Annotated in this window: 17 protein-coding genes; 15 read left to right on the forward strand and 2 right to left on the reverse strand. The window is 65.3% G+C overall.

Features of this window, described 5'->3' with window-relative positions; all coding sequences use genetic code 11:
- Positions 1–188 precede the first annotated feature (188 nt).
- The 3 genes from aceE (at position 189) to lpdA (ending at position 6,682) form a co-directional block, all read left to right on the forward strand.
- Positions 189–2,885 carry a pyruvate dehydrogenase (acetyl-transferring), homodimeric type gene (aceE, locus tag GEM_RS06405; RefSeq protein ID WP_014896616.1) on the forward strand — a complete coding sequence of 899 codons (2,697 nt, stop codon included), beginning with the start codon at positions 189–191 and terminating at the stop codon, positions 2,883–2,885.
- A gap of 70 nt (positions 2,886–2,955) precedes the next feature.
- Positions 2,956–4,632 (forward strand): dihydrolipoyllysine-residue acetyltransferase, encoded by a 1,677-nt coding sequence (gene aceF / locus GEM_RS06410; protein WP_014896617.1) that lies wholly within the window; start codon positions 2,956–2,958, stop codon positions 4,630–4,632.
- A gap of 280 nt (positions 4,633–4,912) precedes the next feature.
- Positions 4,913–6,682, forward strand: coding sequence for a dihydrolipoyl dehydrogenase (gene lpdA / locus GEM_RS06415; protein WP_014896618.1), 1,770 nt, complete (start codon positions 4,913–4,915; stop codon positions 6,680–6,682).
- A 202-nt stretch (positions 6,683–6,884) separates the two neighbouring features.
- Here the strand turns inward: lpdA and GEM_RS06420 are convergent, their stop codons facing one another.
- Entirely contained in the window at positions 6,885–7,451 is a 567-nt protein-coding gene (locus GEM_RS06420; RefSeq protein ID WP_014896619.1) for a phasin family protein, read from the reverse strand.
- A gap of 654 nt (positions 7,452–8,105) precedes the next feature.
- Here GEM_RS06420 and pbpG point away from each other — a divergent pair.
- The gene (gene pbpG, locus GEM_RS06425; RefSeq protein ID WP_014896620.1) at positions 8,106–9,257 is read left to right on the forward strand and encodes a D-alanyl-D-alanine endopeptidase; all 1,152 of its coding nucleotides are present in this window, start codon (positions 8,106–8,108) and stop codon (positions 9,255–9,257) included.
- Between the two features lie 109 nt (positions 9,258–9,366).
- On the opposite strand, the gene GEM_RS06430 is transcribed toward pbpG, so the two are convergent.
- Entirely contained in the window at positions 9,367–10,176 is an 810-nt protein-coding gene (locus GEM_RS06430) for an IclR family transcriptional regulator (RefSeq protein WP_014896621.1), read from the reverse strand.
- Positions 10,177–10,359: 183 nt separating this feature from the next.
- Between GEM_RS06430 and GEM_RS06435 the strand changes: the two genes are divergently transcribed.
- From GEM_RS06435 to fdx, 11 genes are all read left to right on the forward strand, one after another.
- Positions 10,360–11,082, forward strand: coding sequence for a (Fe-S)-binding protein (locus GEM_RS06435; RefSeq protein ID WP_014896622.1), 723 nt, complete (start codon positions 10,360–10,362; stop codon positions 11,080–11,082).
- A 34-nt stretch (positions 11,083–11,116) separates the two neighbouring features.
- Positions 11,117–12,529, forward strand: a complete 1,413-nt coding sequence (locus GEM_RS06440) for a lactate utilization protein B (protein ID WP_014896623.1) — start codon at positions 11,117–11,119, stop codon at positions 12,527–12,529.
- A gap of 127 nt (positions 12,530–12,656) precedes the next feature.
- Positions 12,657–12,884, forward strand: coding sequence for a hypothetical protein (locus GEM_RS06445; protein WP_014896624.1), 228 nt, complete (start codon positions 12,657–12,659; stop codon positions 12,882–12,884).
- A 101-nt stretch (positions 12,885–12,985) separates the two neighbouring features.
- Positions 12,986–13,468 carry a low molecular weight protein-tyrosine-phosphatase gene (locus tag GEM_RS06450; RefSeq protein ID WP_041490464.1) on the forward strand — a complete coding sequence of 161 codons (483 nt, stop codon included), beginning with the start codon at positions 12,986–12,988 and terminating at the stop codon, positions 13,466–13,468.
- Between the two features lie 113 nt (positions 13,469–13,581).
- Positions 13,582–14,121, forward strand: coding sequence for a Fe-S cluster assembly transcriptional regulator IscR (gene iscR, locus GEM_RS06455; RefSeq protein WP_006760276.1), 540 nt, complete (start codon positions 13,582–13,584; stop codon positions 14,119–14,121).
- 65 nt (positions 14,122–14,186) lie between these two features.
- Positions 14,187–15,410, forward strand: a complete 1,224-nt coding sequence (locus GEM_RS06460) for an IscS subfamily cysteine desulfurase (RefSeq protein WP_014896626.1) — start codon at positions 14,187–14,189, stop codon at positions 15,408–15,410.
- A 68-nt stretch (positions 15,411–15,478) separates the two neighbouring features.
- Positions 15,479–15,886: a Fe-S cluster assembly scaffold IscU gene (gene iscU / locus GEM_RS06465; protein WP_006754131.1), complete on the forward strand. Its 408-nt coding sequence runs from the start codon at positions 15,479–15,481 to the stop codon at positions 15,884–15,886.
- A gap of 64 nt (positions 15,887–15,950) precedes the next feature.
- Positions 15,951–16,274: an iron-sulfur cluster assembly protein IscA gene (iscA, locus tag GEM_RS06470; RefSeq protein ID WP_014896627.1), complete on the forward strand. Its 324-nt coding sequence runs from the start codon at positions 15,951–15,953 to the stop codon at positions 16,272–16,274.
- A 94-nt stretch (positions 16,275–16,368) separates the two neighbouring features.
- Positions 16,369–16,896, forward strand: a complete 528-nt coding sequence (gene hscB / locus GEM_RS06475) for a Fe-S protein assembly co-chaperone HscB (protein WP_041490626.1) — start codon at positions 16,369–16,371, stop codon at positions 16,894–16,896.
- A 54-nt stretch (positions 16,897–16,950) separates the two neighbouring features.
- Positions 16,951–18,819, forward strand: coding sequence for a Fe-S protein assembly chaperone HscA (gene hscA / locus GEM_RS06480; protein ID WP_041490465.1), 1,869 nt, complete (start codon positions 16,951–16,953; stop codon positions 18,817–18,819).
- 84 nt (positions 18,820–18,903) lie between these two features.
- Positions 18,904–19,245 carry an ISC system 2Fe-2S type ferredoxin gene (fdx, locus tag GEM_RS06485; protein ID WP_014896630.1) on the forward strand — a complete coding sequence of 114 codons (342 nt, stop codon included), beginning with the start codon at positions 18,904–18,906 and terminating at the stop codon, positions 19,243–19,245.
- Positions 19,246–19,248 lie beyond the last annotated feature (3 nt).

The following is a 19,248-nucleotide window of genomic DNA, read 5'->3' on the forward strand; positions in this document are numbered from 1 at the left end:
GCAGACGCCCGAAATATGGGTGCAGCGCAGCAATATTTCGCATTACGAGAAAAGATCTCATAATTCGAAAATTCTGTTGCGCACGGCCAGCCACGCTCATTACAATCCGCTGGAGCTTGCCCGCAGCCCGCCGCGTCGCGTCGTCTGCACCAGAGCGATCCTCACATTCCAGGACCCAGGAGACGAGAATGTCCGCTGTACCGAACGAAGTGATGAAATTTGTCGCCGCCGAACGTGACGACGACCCGCAAGAAACCGTTGAATGGCTCGAGTCGCTCGACGGCGTGATCTCCTCCGTGGGCACCGGCCGCGCGCACTACCTGATCGAAAAGCAGATCGAATTCGCGCGCATTCACGGCGAACACCTGCCGTTCTCCGCCAACACCCCGTACATCAACACGATTCCCGTTGCCGCCCAGGCGAAGATCCCGGGCGACCAGGACATCGAGCACCGCATCCGTTCGTACACGCGCTGGAACGCGCTGGCGATGGTGCTGCGCGCCGGCAAGGACACGAACGTCGGCGGCCACATCGCATCGTTCGCATCGGCCGCGACGCTCTACGACGTCGGCTACAACCACTTCTGGCACGCGGCGTCCGACCAGCACGGCGGCGATCTCGTGTTCGTGCAGGGCCATTCGTCGCCGGGCGTGTACTCGCGCGCGTTCCTGCTCGGCCGCCTGAAGGAAGACCAGCTCGACAACTTCCGCCAGGAAGTCGACGGCAAGGGTATTTCGTCGTACCCGCACCCGTGGCTGATGCCGGACTTCTGGCAGTTCCCGACCGTGTCGATGGGTCTCGGCCCGATCATGGCGATCTACCAGGCGCGCTTCATGAAGTACCTGGAGGCGCGCGGCATCACGAAGACGGAAGGCCGCAAGGTGTGGGCATTCCTCGGCGACGGCGAGACGGACGAACCGGAATCGCTCGGCGCGATCGGGATGGCGAGCCGCGAGAAGCTCGACAACCTCGTGTTCGTGATCAACTGCAACCTGCAGCGTCTCGACGGCCCGGTGCGCGGCAACGGCAAGATCATCCAGGAACTCGAATCGGAATTCCGCGGCGCCGGCTGGAACGTGATCAAGGTCATCTGGGGCAGCCGCTGGGATGCGCTGTTCGCACGCGACAAGTCGGGCGCGCTGATGCGCCGCATGATGGAAGTCGTCGACGGCGAATACCAGACGTACAAGTCGGAGTCGGGCGCGTTCGTGCGCGAGCACTTCTTCAACACGCCTGAACTGAAGGCGCTCGTCGCCGACTGGTCGGACGACGACATCTGGGCGCTGAACCGCGGCGGCCACGATCCGCACAAGATCTACGCGGCGTTCCACGAAGCCAGCAACACGAAGGGCGCGCCGACCGTCATCCTCGCGAAGACCATCAAGGGCTACGGGATGGGCGAGTCGGGTCAGGCGATGAACATCACGCACCAGCAGAAGAAGCTGCCGGTCGAGCAACTGAAGAAGTTCCGCGACCAGTTCCGCCTGCCGATCACCGACGAACAGATCGCCGACGTGCCGTACCTGAAGTTCGAGGAAGGCTCGAAGGAACTCGAATACATGCGCAAGCAGCGCATGGACCTCGGCGGCTATCTGCCGCACCGCCGCGAGAAGGCGACGTCGCTGCCGGTGCCGGCGCTCGATGCATTCGAGCCGCTGCTGAAGGGCACGGGCGAAGGCCGCGAGATCTCGACGACGATGGCGTTCGTGCGGATCCTGAATATCCTGCTGAAGGACAAGGCGCTCGGCAAGCGCGTCGTGCCGATCGTCCCGGACGAATCGCGCACGTTCGGCATGGAAGGCCTGTTCCGCCAGATCGGTATCTGGAACCAGCAGGGCCAGAAGTACGTGCCGGAAGATTCCGACCAGCTGATGTTCTACAAGGAATCGGAAACCGGCCAGATCCTGCAGGAAGGCATCAACGAAGCGGGCGGCATGTGCGACTGGATCGCGGCGGCGACGTCGTACTCGACGCACGGCGAGATCATGGTGCCGTTCTACATCTTCTACTCGATGTTCGGCTTCCAGCGGATCGGCGACCTGGCATGGGCCGCGGGTGACATGCGTTCGCGCGGCTTCCTGCTCGGCGGTACCGCGGGCCGTACGACGCTGAACGGCGAAGGCCTGCAGCACGAAGACGGCCACTCGCTCCTGTGGGCGGCATCGGTGCCGAACTGCGTGAGCTACGACCCGACGTTCGGTTACGAACTCGCGGTGATCATCCAGGACGGTCTGCGCCGCATGGTGCAGGACCAGGAAGACGTGTACTACTACATCACGGTGATGAACGAGAACTACGAGCACCCGGCGATTCCGCAGGGCGAGCACGTGGCGGCCGACATCATCAAGGGCATGTACGCGTTCAAGAAGGCCGACGCCGACAAGAAGGCGCCGCGCGTGCAACTGCTCGGCGCGGGCACGATCTTCAACGAAGTGATCGCTGCCGCCGACCTGCTGAAGAACGACTGGGGCGTCGCGGCCGATCTGTGGAGCGTGCCGAGCTTCACCGAACTCGCGCGTGAAGGCCACGAAGTCGAGCGCTGGAACCTGCTCCATCCGAGCGAGGAGCGTCGCCTGTCGCACGTGCAGAAGTGCCTCAAGGACACGCAGGGCCCGGTCATCGCATCGACCGACTACGTCCGTGCGCTGGTCGACCAGATCCGCGGCCAGATCGATCGCCGCTTCGTCGTGCTGGGTACGGACGGCTTCGGTCGCTCGGATACCCGCGAGAAGCTGCGTCACTTCTTCGAAGTCGACCGTCACTGGGTCACCGTCGCCGCGCTGAACGCGCTGGCCGACGAAGGCACGATCGAGCGCAAGGTGGTCGCGGACGCGATCGCCAAGTACAACCTCGATCCGTCCAAGCCCAACCCGATGACCGTTTAACGCACACGCGCCGTGTGATGCCGCGCGCCGCTTCCGGGAGGGGCGCGCGCGGCCATGGAGACACAAAAAGATGAGTCAAGCGATCGAAGTGAAGGTGCCGGATATCGGCGATTACAAGGACGTGCCCGTCATCGAGGTGCTCGTCAAGGTGGGTGACACGGTCGAGCCCGAGCAGTCGCTCGTTACGCTCGAGTCGGACAAGGCGACGATGGACGTCCCGAGCCCGGCAGCCGGCACGGTCAAGGAAGTGAAGATCAAGGTCGGCGATTCCGTGTCGGAAGGCTCGCTGATCATCCTGCTCGACGGCGGCGCCGCGGCGCAGGTGAACGGCGCGGCCGCGCCGGCAGCAGCCCCGGCTCCGGCGGCAGCGCCGGCGCCGGTTGCCGCAGCACCGGCTGCCGCAGCACCGGCTGCCGCAGCAACGGCTGCCGCTCCCGCTGCATCGGGCGGCACGCTCGAGGTCAAGGTGCCCGACATCGGCGACTACAAGGACGTCCCGGTGATCGAGATCGGCGTGAAGGTCGGCGACACGGTCGAGAAGGAGCAGTCGCTCGTCACGCTCGAGTCGGACAAGGCGACGATGGACGTGCCGAGCCCGGCCGCCGGCGTCGTGAAGGAAATCAAGGTCAAGGTGGGCGACTCGGTGTCGGAAGGCACGCTGATCGTGTTGCTCGACGCCGTCGGTGCACCGGCTGCTGCCGCACCGCAGGCAAGCGCACCGGCTCCGGCCGCTGCTGCGCCGGCTCCGGCTGCCGCGCCGGCACCCGCGCAGGCTGCACCGGCTCCGGCTGCCGCCGCGCCGGCTGCCGCGTCGTCGGGCGAGTACCGCGCGAGCCACGCATCGCCGTCGGTGCGCAAGTTCGCGCGCGAACTCGGCGTCGAGGTCGCACGCGTGCAGGGTACCGGTCCGAAGGGCCGTATCACGAAGGAAGACGTCACCGGCTTCGTGAAGGGCGTGATGACGGGCCAGCGCGCAGCGCCGGCCGCTGCAGCCGCGCCGGCAGGCGGTGGCGAGCTGAACCTGCTGCCGTGGCCGAAGGTCGACTTCTCGAAGTTTGGCCCGTTCGAGGCGAAGCCGCTGTCGCGCATCAAGAAGATCTCGGGCGCGAACCTGCATCGCAACTGGGTGATGATCCCGCACGTCACGAACAACGACGAAGCGGACATCACCGAGCTCGAAGCACTGCGCGTGCAGCTGAACAAGGAGCACGAGAAGGCGGGCGTGAAGTTCACGATGCTCGCGTTCGTGATCAAGGCGGTCGTCGCGGCGCTGAAGAAGTTCCCGACCTTCAATGCGAGCCTCGACGGCGACAACCTGGTGTTCAAGCAGTACTACCACGTCGGTTTCGCCGCCGACACGCCGAACGGTCTCGTCGTGCCGGTGATCCGCGATGCGGACAAGAAGGGGCTCGTCGACATCGCGAAGGAAATGGCCGAGTTGTCGAAGGCCGCGCGCGACGGCAAGCTGAAGCCGGACCAGATGCAGGGCGGCTGCTTCTCGATCTCGTCGCTCGGCGGGATCGGCGGCACCAACTTCACGCCGATCATCAACGCGCCGGAAGTCGCAATCCTCGGGTTGTCGCGCGGCCAGATGAAGCCGGTGTGGGACGGCAAGCAGTTCGTGCCGCGTCTGACGCTGCCGCTGTCGCTGTCGTATGACCATCGCGTCATCGATGGCGCGGAAGCCGCGCGGTTCAATGCGTATCTCGGCGCGTTGCTTGCCGATTTCCGTCGCATCATTCTTTGATGAGCGGGGAGGGTGCTCGCGGGGGCGTGGGTTTTTTGTTGGTTTTCCACGCCCTGTCGTTGAACCTGTTTCGCTAACGGTCTATTAGCGTCGCCCCTGCGCGGGGCGGCGGTCACTTTTCTTTGTCTTCCAAAGAAAAGTAACCAAAAGAAAGGCGCGTCCTTGGGCGGACAGCAAAGGTGGTTCTGCCCAAATTCCCGTTCTTTTGTCCGGCCGTAGTCTCGGGGTCAATCGCGGGTCTCTCCCTCTCTGTCTGCAGCTAATCAAGAAGGGGACAGTAATGAGTCTCATCGAAGTCAAGGTTCCGGATATCGGCGATTTCAGCGGCGTCGATGTCATCGAAGTCAACGTGAAGCCGGGCGACGTGATCGAAAAAGAGCAAACGCTCATCACGCTCGAATCGGACAAAGCATCCATGGAAGTGCCCAGCGACGTCGCCGGCACGGTCAAGGAAATCAAGGTCAAGGCCGGCGAGAAAGTCTCGCAAGGCACCGTGATCGCCATCGTCGAAGCCTCGGCAGGCGCAGCCGCGCCCGCGAAAGCAGCCGAACCCGCGAAGGCCGCAGCACCGGCTCCGGCCGCCGCGCCCGCCGCCGCCCCGGCCGCCGCTCCGCAAGCAGGCAGCTACAGCGGCTCCGCCGACATCGAATGCGACATGCTCGTGCTCGGCGCCGGCCCCGGCGGCTACTCGGCCGCATTCCGCGCCGCCGACCTCGGCATGAAGACGGTGCTCGTCGAACGCTACTCGACACTCGGCGGCGTCTGCCTGAACGTCGGCTGCATTCCGTCGAAGGCGCTGCTGCACACCGCGCTCGTCATCGACGAAGCCGCGGCGCTCGCGTCGCACGGCATCTCGTTCGGCAAGCCGGAAGTCGATCTCGACAAGCTGCGCGACTTCAAGGGCGGCGTCGTCAAGAAGCTGACGACGGGCCTCGCCGGCATGGCGAAGGCGCGCAAGGTCGAAGTGGTCACCGGCGTCGGCGCGTTCGTCGATCCGTATCACATGGAAGTGCAGGGCGAAAACGGCAAGAAGGTCGTCAAGTTCAAGCAGGCGATCATCGCCGCGGGCTCGCAGGCCGTGAAGCTGCCGTTCATGCCTGAGGACCCGCGCGTCGTCGATTCGACGGGCGCACTCGAACTGCGCCAGTTGCCGAAGCGGATGCTCGTGATCGGCGGCGGCATCATCGGCCTCGAAATGGCGACGGTGTATGCGACGCTCGGCGCCGAGATCGACGTCGTCGAAATGATGGACGGCCTGATGATGGGCGCGGACCGCGATCTCGTGAAGGTCTGGGAAAAGTACAACGCGAAGCGCTTCGGCAACGTGATGCTGAAGACCAAGACGGTCGGCGCGGAAGCGAAGGAAGACGGCATCTACGTGAAGTTCGAGGGCGAGAAGGCGCCGGCGGAAGCGCAGCGCTACGACCTCGTGCTCGTCGCGGTGGGTCGCAGCCCGAACGGCAAGAAGATCGGCGCCGACAAGGCCGGCGTCGCCGTCACCGACCGCGGCTTCATCGACGTCGACAAGCAAATGCGCACGAACGTCCCGCACATCTTCGCGATCGGCGACGTCGTCGGCCAGCCGATGCTCGCACACAAGGCCGTGCATGAAGGCCACGTCGCAGCGGAAGCCGCGCACGGCGAGAAGGCGTACTTCGACGCGCTGCAGATCCCGTCGGTGGCCTATACGGATCCGGAAGTGGCGTGGGCCGGCAAGACGGAAGACCAGTGCAAGGCCGAAGGCATCAAGTACGGCAAGGCCGTGTTCCCGTGGGCCGCATCGGGCCGCGCGATCGCGAACGGCCGCGACGAAGGCTTCACGAAACTGATCTTCGACGAGGAAACCCATCGCGTGATCGGCGGCGGGATCGTCGGCCTGAACGCGGGCGACCTGATCAGCGAAGTGTGTCTCGCCGTCGAGATGGGCGCGGACGCGGAAGACATCGGCAAGACGATCCATCCGCACCCGACGCTCGGCGAATCGGTCGGCATGGCCGCCGAACTGTACGAAGGCGTCTGTACCGACCTGCCGCCGCAACGCAAGAAGTAACGCGACCGGCATGGCCGGCCTCGCGCCGGCCACGAAAAACGCCGCCGCCCGGGAATCCGGACGGCGGCGTTTTCTTTTGCCCGCGACCGGCGGCTACCCACTGCCGTGCAGCGCCGACGGGCGACGACCGGATGCGCGCGCGTTCCGGCGCCGGAAACGAAAAAGCCGCGCAGTGCGCGGCTTTTTCAGGAGCAGGGGACGCTTACGCGGCCGGCTTGCTCGTGCGGCGCGATGCGGCAGCGCTCGCAGCCTTCGTCGCGACAGCGGCAGCCGCGTTGAAGTTCGTTTCAGCGATCTCGACGGCTTGCTTGGCAGCCTTCTGGACCGTTTCGTACGTCGTGTTCGCGGCGTTCAGTGCCGACTTCAGTGCGGCAACAGCCGTTTCCGAACCGGCCGGGGCGTTCTTCGCGACGTTGTCGACGAGGGCCTGGACCTTCTTGTTCTGCTCTTCGAATTGCGCTTCAGCAACCTTCGCGAACTCGGCTTGCGTCGACGACGCGATTTCATACAGGTGACGGCTGTACGACAGCACCTTTTCCGCGACCGGTTGCGTCAGGCTCGCTTGCAGCGCGATCAGTTCCTGCGCGTCCTTCACCGACAGCAGACGCTGTGCGTTTTCCTGGCTCTCCGTCAGCGTCGACTTCACGACCTGCAGATTCAGTTCGATCAGCTTTTCGACGCCTTCGAATGCCTTGGTCGTCAGACCGAACAGGCTTTCGAGGTTGGCTTTCTGGGCGGCGGCGATTTGCTCGGGGGTCAGCAAGGACATGTCAAGCTCCTGAAAAGCGATCGCGTCGATCGCAGGGGTAAAGGGCACTACGCTGGGGAACCTCGGATGTGCGTGCTTTGTGCAACGCAACAATGAGTCGTATTTTAGGGCAGAGAAAATGCTTGTCAAGCACTTTTTGTGCGTTGCACAATCGTGACAAATTATCGATAAAACAACAAGTTATCGTGGTCGTTCGGAATCGGTTTCAGGCGCGTTCCCACATGGTGCGCACATAGCCGGGGCGCGCGCGGCGCACCATGATCATGCACAGGTAAACCTGACAGGCGTGTGGAACGTTATGCTTCTGTTCCTGTCGAAAAACGCGCCGTTTCGATGTGCGTGCCGTGGCGACGTGCCGCCGCCATGGCCGAGACCGGTGTCGTTGGCACGCCGAGCGCCGGATCCGTACTTTCCCCGCTTTAATTTGTCGCCGAAGTGACGTTATCTCAATTAACCGCGTGGTAATCGGGAGACGGGTACTGTCGGGCAGCGCATCCCATCAATTTTTTCGATGGGGGCGGGAGGGTTGATCGTTTTTGCGTGATCGACCCTTACATTCCGGTTTAACGACGATCGGTAAGTGCCTAATATTGCTCTTTTTTTAAGCTTTAACTACACTTGCGGAAACCTCCCGCCCGCTTTGTCCAGACCCCAATGAAAGCCGAATCGTTTTCACCGCGCAGATTGTTGCAGAGCATGACGCTCGGCACGGCTGTGTCGGTCGCCGTCGCCTTGCTGGCGACCGCTGCGTCCGTCACGCCCGCTGACGCCTTTGCCGCCACTGCGAATACCCACCAGGCCGCCAGGAAAGCCGCTTCCGCTTCGTCCGCGAAGAAGAAGACGGTGAAGGCCGCTTCCGCAAAATCCGCCAACGTCGCGTCGGCCGATGCGCCGAAGGCCACGCGCAAGCGCGCGACGCTCGCGTCGAACGTGCACGGCCACCGTGGCGCGGTCCGCAGGGTCGCGTTCCAGCCGCGTCGCCCGACGGTCGGCCAGGCGTTCGGCCTGCACGACACGCCGGACGCGCTCGCGCTGCGCTCGAGCGTGGCGTACGTCGTCGACCAGAACACCGGCGAGCCGCTGTTCGACAAGAATTCGCACGCCGTCGTGCCGATCGCGTCGATCTCGAAGCTGATGACGGCGATGGTCGTGCTCGACTCGAAGTCGCCGATGACCGACCAGATCGAAGTCACCGACGAAGATCGCGACTACGAGAAGGGTACGGGCTCGCGCCTGTCGGTCGGCTCGATCCTGTCGCGCGAGGACATGCTGCACATCGCGCTGATGGCGTCGGAAAACCGCGCCGCTGCCGCGCTGTCGCGTTACTACGCGGGCGGCCGTCCGGCGTTCATCGCCGCGATGAACGCGAAGGCAAAGGCGCTCGGGATGAACGACACCCACTTCGAGAATTCGACGGGTCTGTCGAGCTCGAACGTGTCGAGTGCGCGCGACCTCGTGAAGATGGTCAATGCGGCGTACCAGTACCCGATGATTCGCCAGTTCTCGACCGACCGTACTTATGATGTCAATACGGGCAAGCGCAACCTGGTCTACAACAGCACGAACGCGCTGATCCGCGGCAACGGCTCGTGGGACATCGGCCTGCAGAAGACGGGCTTCATCAACGAGGCAGGCGAATGTCTCGTGATGCAGGCAACGATCCATGGCCGGCCGATGGTGATGGTGCTGCTGGATTCGTTCGGCAAGTATTCGCGTTTCGCGGACGCGGCGCGCCTGCGCAACTGGCTCGACGCCGGCGGCGGCGAGCGCCTGACGGCCTCCAACACGGCGACCGGCGGCACCTGATCGGGCCACGGCGGTTCGCCGCCGTGCCAGTCGTCCGATAGCTGCAAACAAAAAGCCCCGCAATCGCGGGGCTTTTTTCGTTCGGGCGCGGTACGGCGGGTGGCGCGGCTTATGCGTGCCGTTGCAACCCTTCCGCGTCCTTCGCGGGCGCGGGCCGGTAGCCGAGCGATTCCGAGATGGTCAGCGCGGTGCGGCTCAGTTGGCCGAGCCATGCGTCCTGCAGGCGGTCGGCCGGTGCGGACAGCGACAGGCCCGCAACGAGCTTGCCTGAGTCGTCGTAGATGCCGGCCGCGATACAGCGCACACCCAGCTCCAGTTCCTCGTTGTCGCGCGCACACGATTGCTGGCGCACGAGCGTCAGCTCACGCTCGAGCTTCGCGATGTCGGTAATGCTGTTCTGCGTATGGCCGGACAGCCCGGTGCGCGTCGCATAGGCGCGCACGCGCGACGTTTCGTCGACCGCGAGAAACAGCTTGCCGACCGACGTCAGGTGCAGCGGTGCGCGGCCGCCGATCGCGCGGACGACCTGCATCCCCGAGCGCTCCGAATACGCACGCTCGATATAGACGATTTCGTCGCCCTGGCGTACCGACAGGTTCACGGTCTGCCCCGTGAGGCGGTGCAGCTCGCGCATTGGCATCAGTGCCGCGTCGCGCACTGACAGGCGCGCCTTCACGAGGTTGCCGAGCTCGAGCAGCCGCATGCCGAGCCGGTAGGTGCCGGGATCGGAGCGGTCGACGAGGCGGCAGGTCACCATGTCGTTGAGGATGCGGTGCGCGGTCGACGGATGCAGCTCCGTGCGCTGCGCAAGTTCCTTCAGGCTGACGGGGTCGCTGTGCGCGGCGAGCGCGTCCAGCAGCCGCATCATGCGTTCGATCACCTGGATCGACGTTTTGGAATCCGGGGTGGGTTGGCTCATGTCGGGGGAGGAATCGGTTGACGCGTCAAGCGGTGTTGCGACGATTGTATCTCGTATCGTGAAAAAAGCGAACGCCGTTCGAGGAAGTCCTCGTTTCCGGCAGCGTGCACTTGCGCGCGCGCCGGCGTTGGTCTTACCGGCCAAACGGCGGATAATGAGAGCCGTTTTCTCGAAGGAGCGCGTATGCGAGTCGGTTTGTTCGTGACCTGCCTGGTCGACCTGATGCGTCCGGAAATCGGTTTCTCGGCGCTGAAACTGATTCGCGACGCCGGCTACGAGGTGTTCGTGCCGCCCGCGCAAACCTGCTGCGGCCAGCCGGCCTACAACTCCGGCGACCGCGCGCTCGCGCGCGATCTCGCGGAAAAGACCCTGCGCGAATTCGAGCAGTTCGATTACGTCGTCGCGCCGTCGGGCTCGTGCGGCGGCATGATCCGCGCGCATTACGGCGACCTGTTCCGCGACGACCCGGAGCTGATGGGGCGCTACGGGCGGTTCCAGCAGAAAGTCTATGAGTTGACCGATTTTCTCGCGAACGTCGCGAAGGTCACGCTCGCGCCCGGTGAATTCACGGGGCCCGTCACCTATCACGACTCGTGCTCGGGCCTGCGCGAGCTCGGCGTGAAGGCGCAGCCGCGCGCGCTGCTCGCGCAGCGCGGCGTGGCCGTCACCGAGATGAAGGACTGCGAGCACTGCTGCGGCTTCGGCGGCACGTTCGCGGTCAAGTACGGCGACATTTCGGCGGCCATCGCGGACGAGAAATGCGCGAACGTGCGCGCATCCGGCGCGGGCGCCGTCGTGCTCGGCGATCTCGGCTGCATGCTGAACATCGAAGGGCGGTTGCGCCGCACCGGCGACCGCGACACCCGCGTGCTGCACGTCGCGCAGGTGCTGGCGGGCGACGTCTGACGCCCGGTTCCGCTCACTTATCCCCGATACCGCGATGCAAGTCCAATCGATGCATTTCAAGGCGCGTGCCGGCCAGAAGCTGGCCGACCAGCGCCTGCAGCAGAACCTGAAGAAGCTGTCGACGAAGTTCGTGTCGGCGCGCGCCGACGCGATGACCGCGATCGACTTCCCGGCGACGCGCGCGGCGCTCAAGGCGCGCCGCGACCGTGCGCTGGAGAACCTCGACGTGTGGCTCGAGGCGTTCGAGCGCGAGGCGACGCGGCGGGGCACGACGGTGCTGTTCGCGGAAACGACCGCGGACGCCGCGCGGCTCGTCGCCGACATCGCGCGCCGGCACGACGTGAAGAAGGTCATCAAGACGAAGTCGATGGTGTCCGAGGAAATGCGCCTGAACGCGGTGCTCGCCGAGATGGGCGTGCAATCGATCGAGACGGACCTCGGCGAATACATCCTGCAGATCAACGACAACGAGCCGCCGAGCCACATCATTGCGCCGGTCGTGCACAAGGACAAGGACGAGATTGCCGACCTGTTCGCGCGCACGCACCACCGCGAGCGGCTGACCGAGATTCCCGACATGACGCGCGAGGCGCGCGAGGTGCTGCGTCCGCATTTCCTGTCGGCCGACATGGGGGTGACGGGCGGCAACTTCGTGATCGCCGAGACGGGTTCGGTCGCGGTCGTCACGAACGAAGGCAACGAAGGGATGTGCACGGTGATGCCGCGCGTGCATGTCGCGGTGACGGGCATCGAGAAGGTGCTGCCGACGCTCGAGGATCTCGCGACCGCGATGCGCCTGCTGCCGCGCTCGGCGACCGGGCAGAAGACGTCGAACTATTTCTCGTTGCTGACGGGACCGCGCGGCCCCGGCGACGAGGACGGCCCGGAGCACAACTACGTGGTGCTCGTCGACGGCGGTCGCACGGGCCTGATCGGCGGCGAGTTCCAGGAGATGCTGCGCTGCATCCGCTGCGGCGCGTGCATGAACCATTGCCCGGTGTACCAGAAGGTCGGCGGCCACGCGTACGGCTGGGTCTACCCGGGGCCGATGGGGTCGGTGCTGACGCCGAGCTATGTCGGGGTCGACCGCGCGCTCGACCTGCCGCAGGCCGCGACGCTGTGCGGCGAATGCGACAGCGTATGCCCGGCCGGGATTCCGCTGTCGCACCTGCTGCGCACGCTGCGCGAGAAGCAGGTCGAGCGACACCTGCGGCCGTGGCGCGAGCGCGCCGCGCTCGCCGCGTGGGGCTTTCTCGCGCGCCGGCCGCTGCTCTACGCGCTGACGACCAAGCTTGCGGTGCGGGTGCTCGAGCGGCTGGGCGGCAGCGGTGGCGCGCTGCGGCGCCTGCCGATGATGGGCGGCTGGATGGACACGCGCGACATGCCGACGCCGACCGGCCGCACGTTCCGCGAACTGTACGCGGCATCGCAAAGCCACCTCGGCTGACGACTGTTCATCGGGCGGCAACAGTGCGTTCGCTATTTATGTATTTATCTCGATAGATGCGGTCTATAGAATCTTGCCTGTAGTCCCCGAAATTGGGTTTCGGGGAATGAGGTCAAGGAGCCGCATCATGAGAAAGACAATATCGATGTACTGGCCGCTGGCAATCGTCGTCCCGCTCGCCGCGGTCGCCTATCTGCACGCCGTGGCGGACGCGCCGTCGCGTGGCCCGATCGCCGTTCATCAGGCATCGGCCGAACTCGCGCGCGCGGTGTCGTTCGGGCTGGTCGACGACGCGACGAAGCCGTTGCCGGCCGCATCCGGCGACGTCGTGCTCGCCGCACCCAAGGCGCTGTAAGGCACGCCGCCGTCGCTTTGCGCGGCGGCGCGATTCCGGGCGCCTTTGTATAATGGCGCGTTGTTCTCCCACGCGGCTCGCCGCGGCTTTCCGATAGTGCGATGACCCGCGTTGCGATCTGTTTCGTCTGTCTCGGCAATATCTGCCGTTCGCCCACGGCAGAAGGCGTGATGCGCCACCAGGTGGGCGCGGCCGGGCTGGCCGACCGGATCGCGATCGATTCGGCCGGCACCGGCGACTGGCACGTCGGCGAACCGCCCGACGCGCGCGCGCAGGCTGCCGCGCGCACCCGTGGTTACGACCTGTCGGCGCTGCGTGCGCGGCAGGTGAGCGCGGTGGATTTCGACCGGTTCGACCTGCTGCTGGCGATGGACGAAGCCAATCTCGCGGAATTGCGCCGGCGCTGCCCGCCGGAGCAACGCGACAAGGTGCGCCTGCTGATGGAATTTGCGCCAGGCGCGGCCGAGACCGAAGTGGCCGATCCTTATTTCGGCGGCGCGCAGGGCTTCGAGCAGGTGCTCGACCAGGTCGAGCGCGCGTGCGCGGGCCTGCTGGAAACGCTCCACGCGCGCATCGCACGCTGATCGCGGGTATTCAGCGCTCTGCGAATACCCTGTCGAAGACATGGATACTTGACTAAAATCGTCAAATATTTATACTTGACCAAAATCGTCAAGATTGCAGTCCCCTAGACACCATGAGACTCACCACCAAAGGCCGTTTCGCCGTCACGGCGATGATTGACTTGGCACTGCGCCAGGAGCAGGGCCCGGTGACGCTTGCAGGCATCAGCCAGCGCCAGCGGATTTCGCTCTCGTATCTCGAACAGCTGTTCGGCAAGCTGCGCAGGCATGAAATTGTCGAATCCGTGCGCGGCCCGGGCGGCGGTTACAACCTCGCGCGTCGCGCGCAGGACGTTACCGTTGCCGACATCATCATCGCGGTCGATGAACCGCTCGACGCCACGCAGTGCGGCGGCAAAGGCACGTGCGACGGCTCGAAGCAGCCCGACGGCCATTGCATGACGCACGAGCTGTGGTCGACCCTGAACCAGAAAATGGTCGAATACCTCGATTCGGTGTCGCTGCAGGATCTCGTCGATCAGCAGCGCGCACGCGAGGGCGCGCCCGCGGTGCTGCGCGATCGGCGCGCGCCGGAGCCCGCCGCGGCGCCGGCCGAGCCGGTGCGCACGATGCCGCTCGGCCCCAATTCGGTGTTCAACATCGCGAGTTCGTGAGCGCGAACGCGCCGCACACCCCACAACGCACACATAGTCCCTGCACAGAATACCCGGAGCGACAGATGACCCAAGAGACTCTCCACCTGCCCATCTACATGGATTACAGCGCGACGACGCCGGTCGACCCGCGCGTGGTCGACAAGATGGTGCCGTACCTGCGCGAGCAGTTCGGCAACCCGGCATCGCGTAGCCACGCGTACGGCTGGGACGCGGAACGCGCGGTCGAGGAAGCACGCGAACAGGTGGCCGCGCTCGTGAACGCGGATCCGCGCGAGATCATCTGGACGTCCGGCGCAACGGAATCGGACAACCTGGCGATCAAGGGTGCCGCGAACTTCTACAAGGGCAAGGGCAAGCACATCATCACGGTGAAGACCGAGCACAAGGCCGTGCTCGACACCTGCCGCGAGCTCGAGCGCGACGGCTTCGAAGTCACTTATCTCGACGTGAAGGAAGACGGCCTGATCGACCTCGACGTGTTCAAGGCTGCGCTGCGCCCGGACACGATCCTCGTGTCGGTGATGCACGTGAACAACGAGATCGGCGTGATCCAGGACATCGAGACGATCGGTGAGATCTGCCGCGAGAAGGGCATCGTGTTCCACGTCGACGCCGCACAGTCGACCGGCAAGGTCGAGATCGACCTCGCGAAGCTGAAGGTCGACCTGATGTCGTTCTCGGCGCACAAGACCTACGGCCCGAAGGGCATCGGCGCGCTGTACGTGCGCCGCAAGCCGCGCGTGCGCATCGAAGCGCAGATGCACGGCGGCGGTCACGAGCGCGGCATGCGTTCGGGCACGCTGGCGCCGCACCAGATCGTCGGCATGGGCGAAGCGTTCCGCATCGCGCGTGAAGAAATGGCGACCGAGAACGAGCGGGTGCGCATGCTGCGCGACAAACTGCTGCGCGGCCTGTCGCAGATCGAGGAAACGTACGTGAACGGCGACATGGAGCACCGTGTCCCGCACAACCTGAACATCAGTTTCAACTTCGTCGAAGGCGAGTCGCTGATCATGGCGATCAAGGACGTCGCGGTGTCGTCGGGCTCCGCGTGTACGTCGGCGTCGCTGGAGCCGTCGTACGTGCTGCGTGCGCTCGGCCGCAACGACGAACTGGCCCACAGCTCGATCCGCTTCACGGTCGGCCGCTTCACGACGGAGCAGGACGTCGACTTCGTGATCGAACTGCTGAACAGCAAGATCGCCAAGCTGCGCGAACTGTCGCCGCTCTGGGAAATGCACCAGGAAGGCATCGATCTGTCGACGATCGAATGGGCCGCACACTAAACACCGCATTGAATACATTCGCGGGCGGATTTGCGCACGCAGACGTAACGAGTCAAGGAGTCTGAGTCATGTCATACAGCAACAAGGTTCTGGATCACTACGAAAACCCGCGTAACGTCGGTTCGTTCGCGAAAGACGACGACGCGGTCGGCACGGGCATGGTCGGCGCGCCCGCCTGCGGCGACGTGATGAAGCTGCAGATCCGCGTCGGCGCGGACGGCGTGATCGAAGACGCGAAGTTCAAGACGTACGGCTGCGGTTCGGCCATCGCGTCGAGCTCGCTCGTGACCGAATGGGTGAAGGGCAAGACCCTCGACGAGGCGCTGTCGATCAAGAACACGCAGATCGCCGAGGAGCTTGCACTGCCGCCGGTTAAGATTCACTGCTCGATTCTCGCGGAAGACGCGATCAAGGCAGCCGTGGCCGACTACAAGAAGCGCCACGACACCACGGAAGGCGATCAGGCAGCGGCCTGAGCGGCATCGAGCGGCTTGTGAAGGAACGCGGCGGGCCCCCGTGGCACGCTGCGGCAAGGACATCATGGCAATTACACTGACCGAAAAAGCAGCACAGCACGTCCAGAAATACCTCGTCCGTCGCGGCAAGGGTGTGGGCCTGCGGCTTGGCGTTCGCACGACCGGGTGCTCGGGGCTCGCGTACAAGCTCGAGTATGTCGACGAGCTGGCCCCCGAGGATCAGGTGTTCGAGAGCCATGGCGTGAAGGTCATCGTCGACCCGAAGAGCCTCGCGTACATCGACGGCACCGAGCTCGACTTTGCGCGCGAAGGCCTGAACGAAGGGTTTAAGTTCAACAACCCGAACGTGAAGGACGAGTGCGGCTGCGGCGAATCGTTCCGCGTGTGACGCGGGCTTCCGCGCGATGCGGGCAAGAGGCGGCACGTGCCGCCTTTTTAATGTGCGGCGTTTGCCGCGCGACGAACCGGAATTGAACGCGACGATGGTTTCGCTGAAAGACAGCCACTTCGATCTGTTTCACCTGCCGGCGCAATTCGCGCTCGACGAGGCGACGCTCGACAGCGCGTATCGCACGGTGCAGACGCAGGTGCACCCGGACCGCTTCGCTGCGGCCGGCGACGCGCAAAAGCGCATCGCGATGCAATGGGCGACCCGCGCGAACGAGGCGTACCGCACGCTGCGCGATCCGCTGAAGCGCGCGACCTATCTGCTGACGCTGCGCGGCGTCGACATCGGTGCTGAAAACAACACCGCGATGGAGCCCGCGTTCCTGATGCAGCAGATAGAGTGGCGCGAAGGCATCGAGGATGCCGCGGCGGCCCGCAACGTCGGCGCGCTCGATGCACTGCTCGCCGAACTGCGCGACGAAAAGCGCGTCCGCCTCGAGCGCCTCGGCACGCTGCTCGACAGCGCGGCCGACCAGGCCGCCGCCGAGGCCGTGCGCCAGTTGATGTTCATCGAACGGGTCGCGTCGGAAGTGGGCGCGCAGATCGAGCGCCTCGAAACTTAACCGCGTGCCTCGCGGCACGCGCAGCAAACGGGCCGAGCGCCCGAACGAACCAAGATGGCTTTACTGCAAATTTCCGAACCGGGCATGGCGCCGGCGCCGCACCAGCGGCGACTCGCTGTCGGGATCGATCTCGGCACGACGAACTCGCTCGTCGCGGCGGTGCGCAACAGCGTGCCCGAAGTGCTGCCGGACGAAGCGGGCCGTGCGCTGCTGCCGTCGGTGGTCCGTTATCTCGAGAAGGGCGGCCGCCGCATCGGCCACGAGGCCAAGGATCAGGCGGCGACCGATCCGCGCAACACGATCGTGTCGGTCAAGCGCTTCATGGGCCGCGGCAAGGCCGAGGTCGAAGGCGCGGCGAACGCGCCGTACGAATTCGTCGACGCGCCGGGTATGGTGCAGATCCGCACGATCGACGGCGTGAAGAGCCCGGTCGAAGTCTCGGCCGAGATTCTCGCGACGCTGCGTTACCGCGCGGAAGACACGCTCGGCGACGAACTGGTCGGCGCGGTGATCACGGTGCCCGCGTATTTCGACGATGCGCAGCGCCAGGCGACCAAGGACGCCGCGCGTCTCGCGGGCCTCAACGTGCTGCGCCTGCTGAACGAACCGACTGCGGCGGCGATCGCCTACGGTCTCGACAACGCTGCCGAAGGCCTCTACGCGGTGTACGACCTCGGCGGCGGCACGTTCGACCTGTCGATCCTGAAGCTGACGAAGGGCGTGTTCGAAGTGCTGGCTGCGGGTGGCGATTCCGCGCTCGGCGGCGACGATTTCGACCACGCGCTGTTCGGCCACGTGCTCGCGCAGGCCGGCATCGACGCGAAGGCGCTCGCGCCCGAGGATGTGCGCCTGCTGCTCGACCGCGTGCGGGTGCTGAAGGAAGCGCTGTCGTCCGCGCCCCAGGCGTCGCTCGACGTGATGCTGTCGAACGGTGCGCATCTCGTACAGACGATCTCGCACGACACGTTCGAGTCGCTCGTCGAGCCGCTCGTGCAGCGCACGCTGACGCCGACCCGCAAGGCATTGCGCGACGCGCAGGTGAGCCCGGCCGACATCAAGGGGGTCGTGCTCGTCGGCGGCGCGACGCGCATGCCGGTGATCCGCGAGGCGGTCGCGAAGCATTTCGGCCAGCCGCCGCTCGTCAATCTCGATCCGGATCAGGTCGTCGCGCTCGGCGCGGCGATTCAGGCCGACCTGCTCGCGGGCAATCGCGGCAGCGGCGACGACTGGCTGCTGCTCGACGTGATTCCGCTGTCGCTCGGCGTCGAGACGATGGGCGGCCTGGTCGAGAAGATCATTCCGCGCAACTCGACGATTCCGATCGCGCGTGCGCAGGAATTCACGACCTTCAAGGACGGCCAGACCGCGATGGCGATCCACGTCGTGCAGGGCGAGCGCGAGCTCGTTGCCGACTGCCGGTCGCTTGCACGCTTCGAGTTGCGCGGCATCCCGCCGATGACGGCGGGTGCGGCGCGGATCCGCGTGACCTATCAGGTCGATGCGGACGGGCTGTTGTCGGTGTTCGCACGTGAGCAGCATTCGGGCGTCGAGGCATCGGTCGTCGTGAAGCCGTCGTACGGCCTGGCCGACGACGACATCGCGAAGATGCTCGAGGACAGCTTCAAGACCGCCGAGATCGACATGCGGGCACGCGCGCTGCGCGAAGCGCAGGTCGAGGCCGAACGGATGATCGAGGCGACGCAGGCGGCGCTGGCGGCCGACGGCGAATTGCTCGATGACGCCGAGCGCACGCAGGTCGACGCGCTCGTCGCGGCGCTGCGCACGATCGCACGGGGCGACGACACGGACGCGATCGAAGCCGCGACCAAGACGCTGGCCGACGGCACCGACGAATTCGCAGCGCGCCGGATGGACAAGAGCATCAAGCGCGCGCTGGCGGGCCGGCGGCTCGACGAGATCTGAACGAACTGCACGCGGGCCGGCGACGGCCCGCGCGATATTGAACCGTGCGGCGCCAGCCGCCGCACCCTGACTGACGGAACGGACATGCCTCAACTGGTGGTGCTGCCTCACGTCGAACTGTGCCCGGACGGCGCAGTGATCGACGCGACGCCCGGCAAGAGTATTTGCGACAACCTGCTCGACCACGGGATCGAAATCGAGCATGCATGCGAGAAGTCGTGCGCATGCACGACCTGCCACGTGGTGATCCGCGAGGGCTTCAACGATCTCGAGCCGTCCGAGGAGGACGAGGACGACCTGCTCGACAAGGCGTGGGGCCTCGAGCCGACGTCTCGCCTGTCGTGCCAGGCAATCGTGACGGAAGAGTCGGACCTGGTGGTCGAGATCCCGAAGTACTCGATCAACCACGCGAAGGAAAATCACTGACGG

This window comes from Burkholderia cepacia GG4, from assembly GCF_000292915.1.
In the GTDB taxonomy this organism is placed as follows: Bacteria; Pseudomonadota; Gammaproteobacteria; order Burkholderiales; family Burkholderiaceae; genus Burkholderia; species Burkholderia cepacia_D.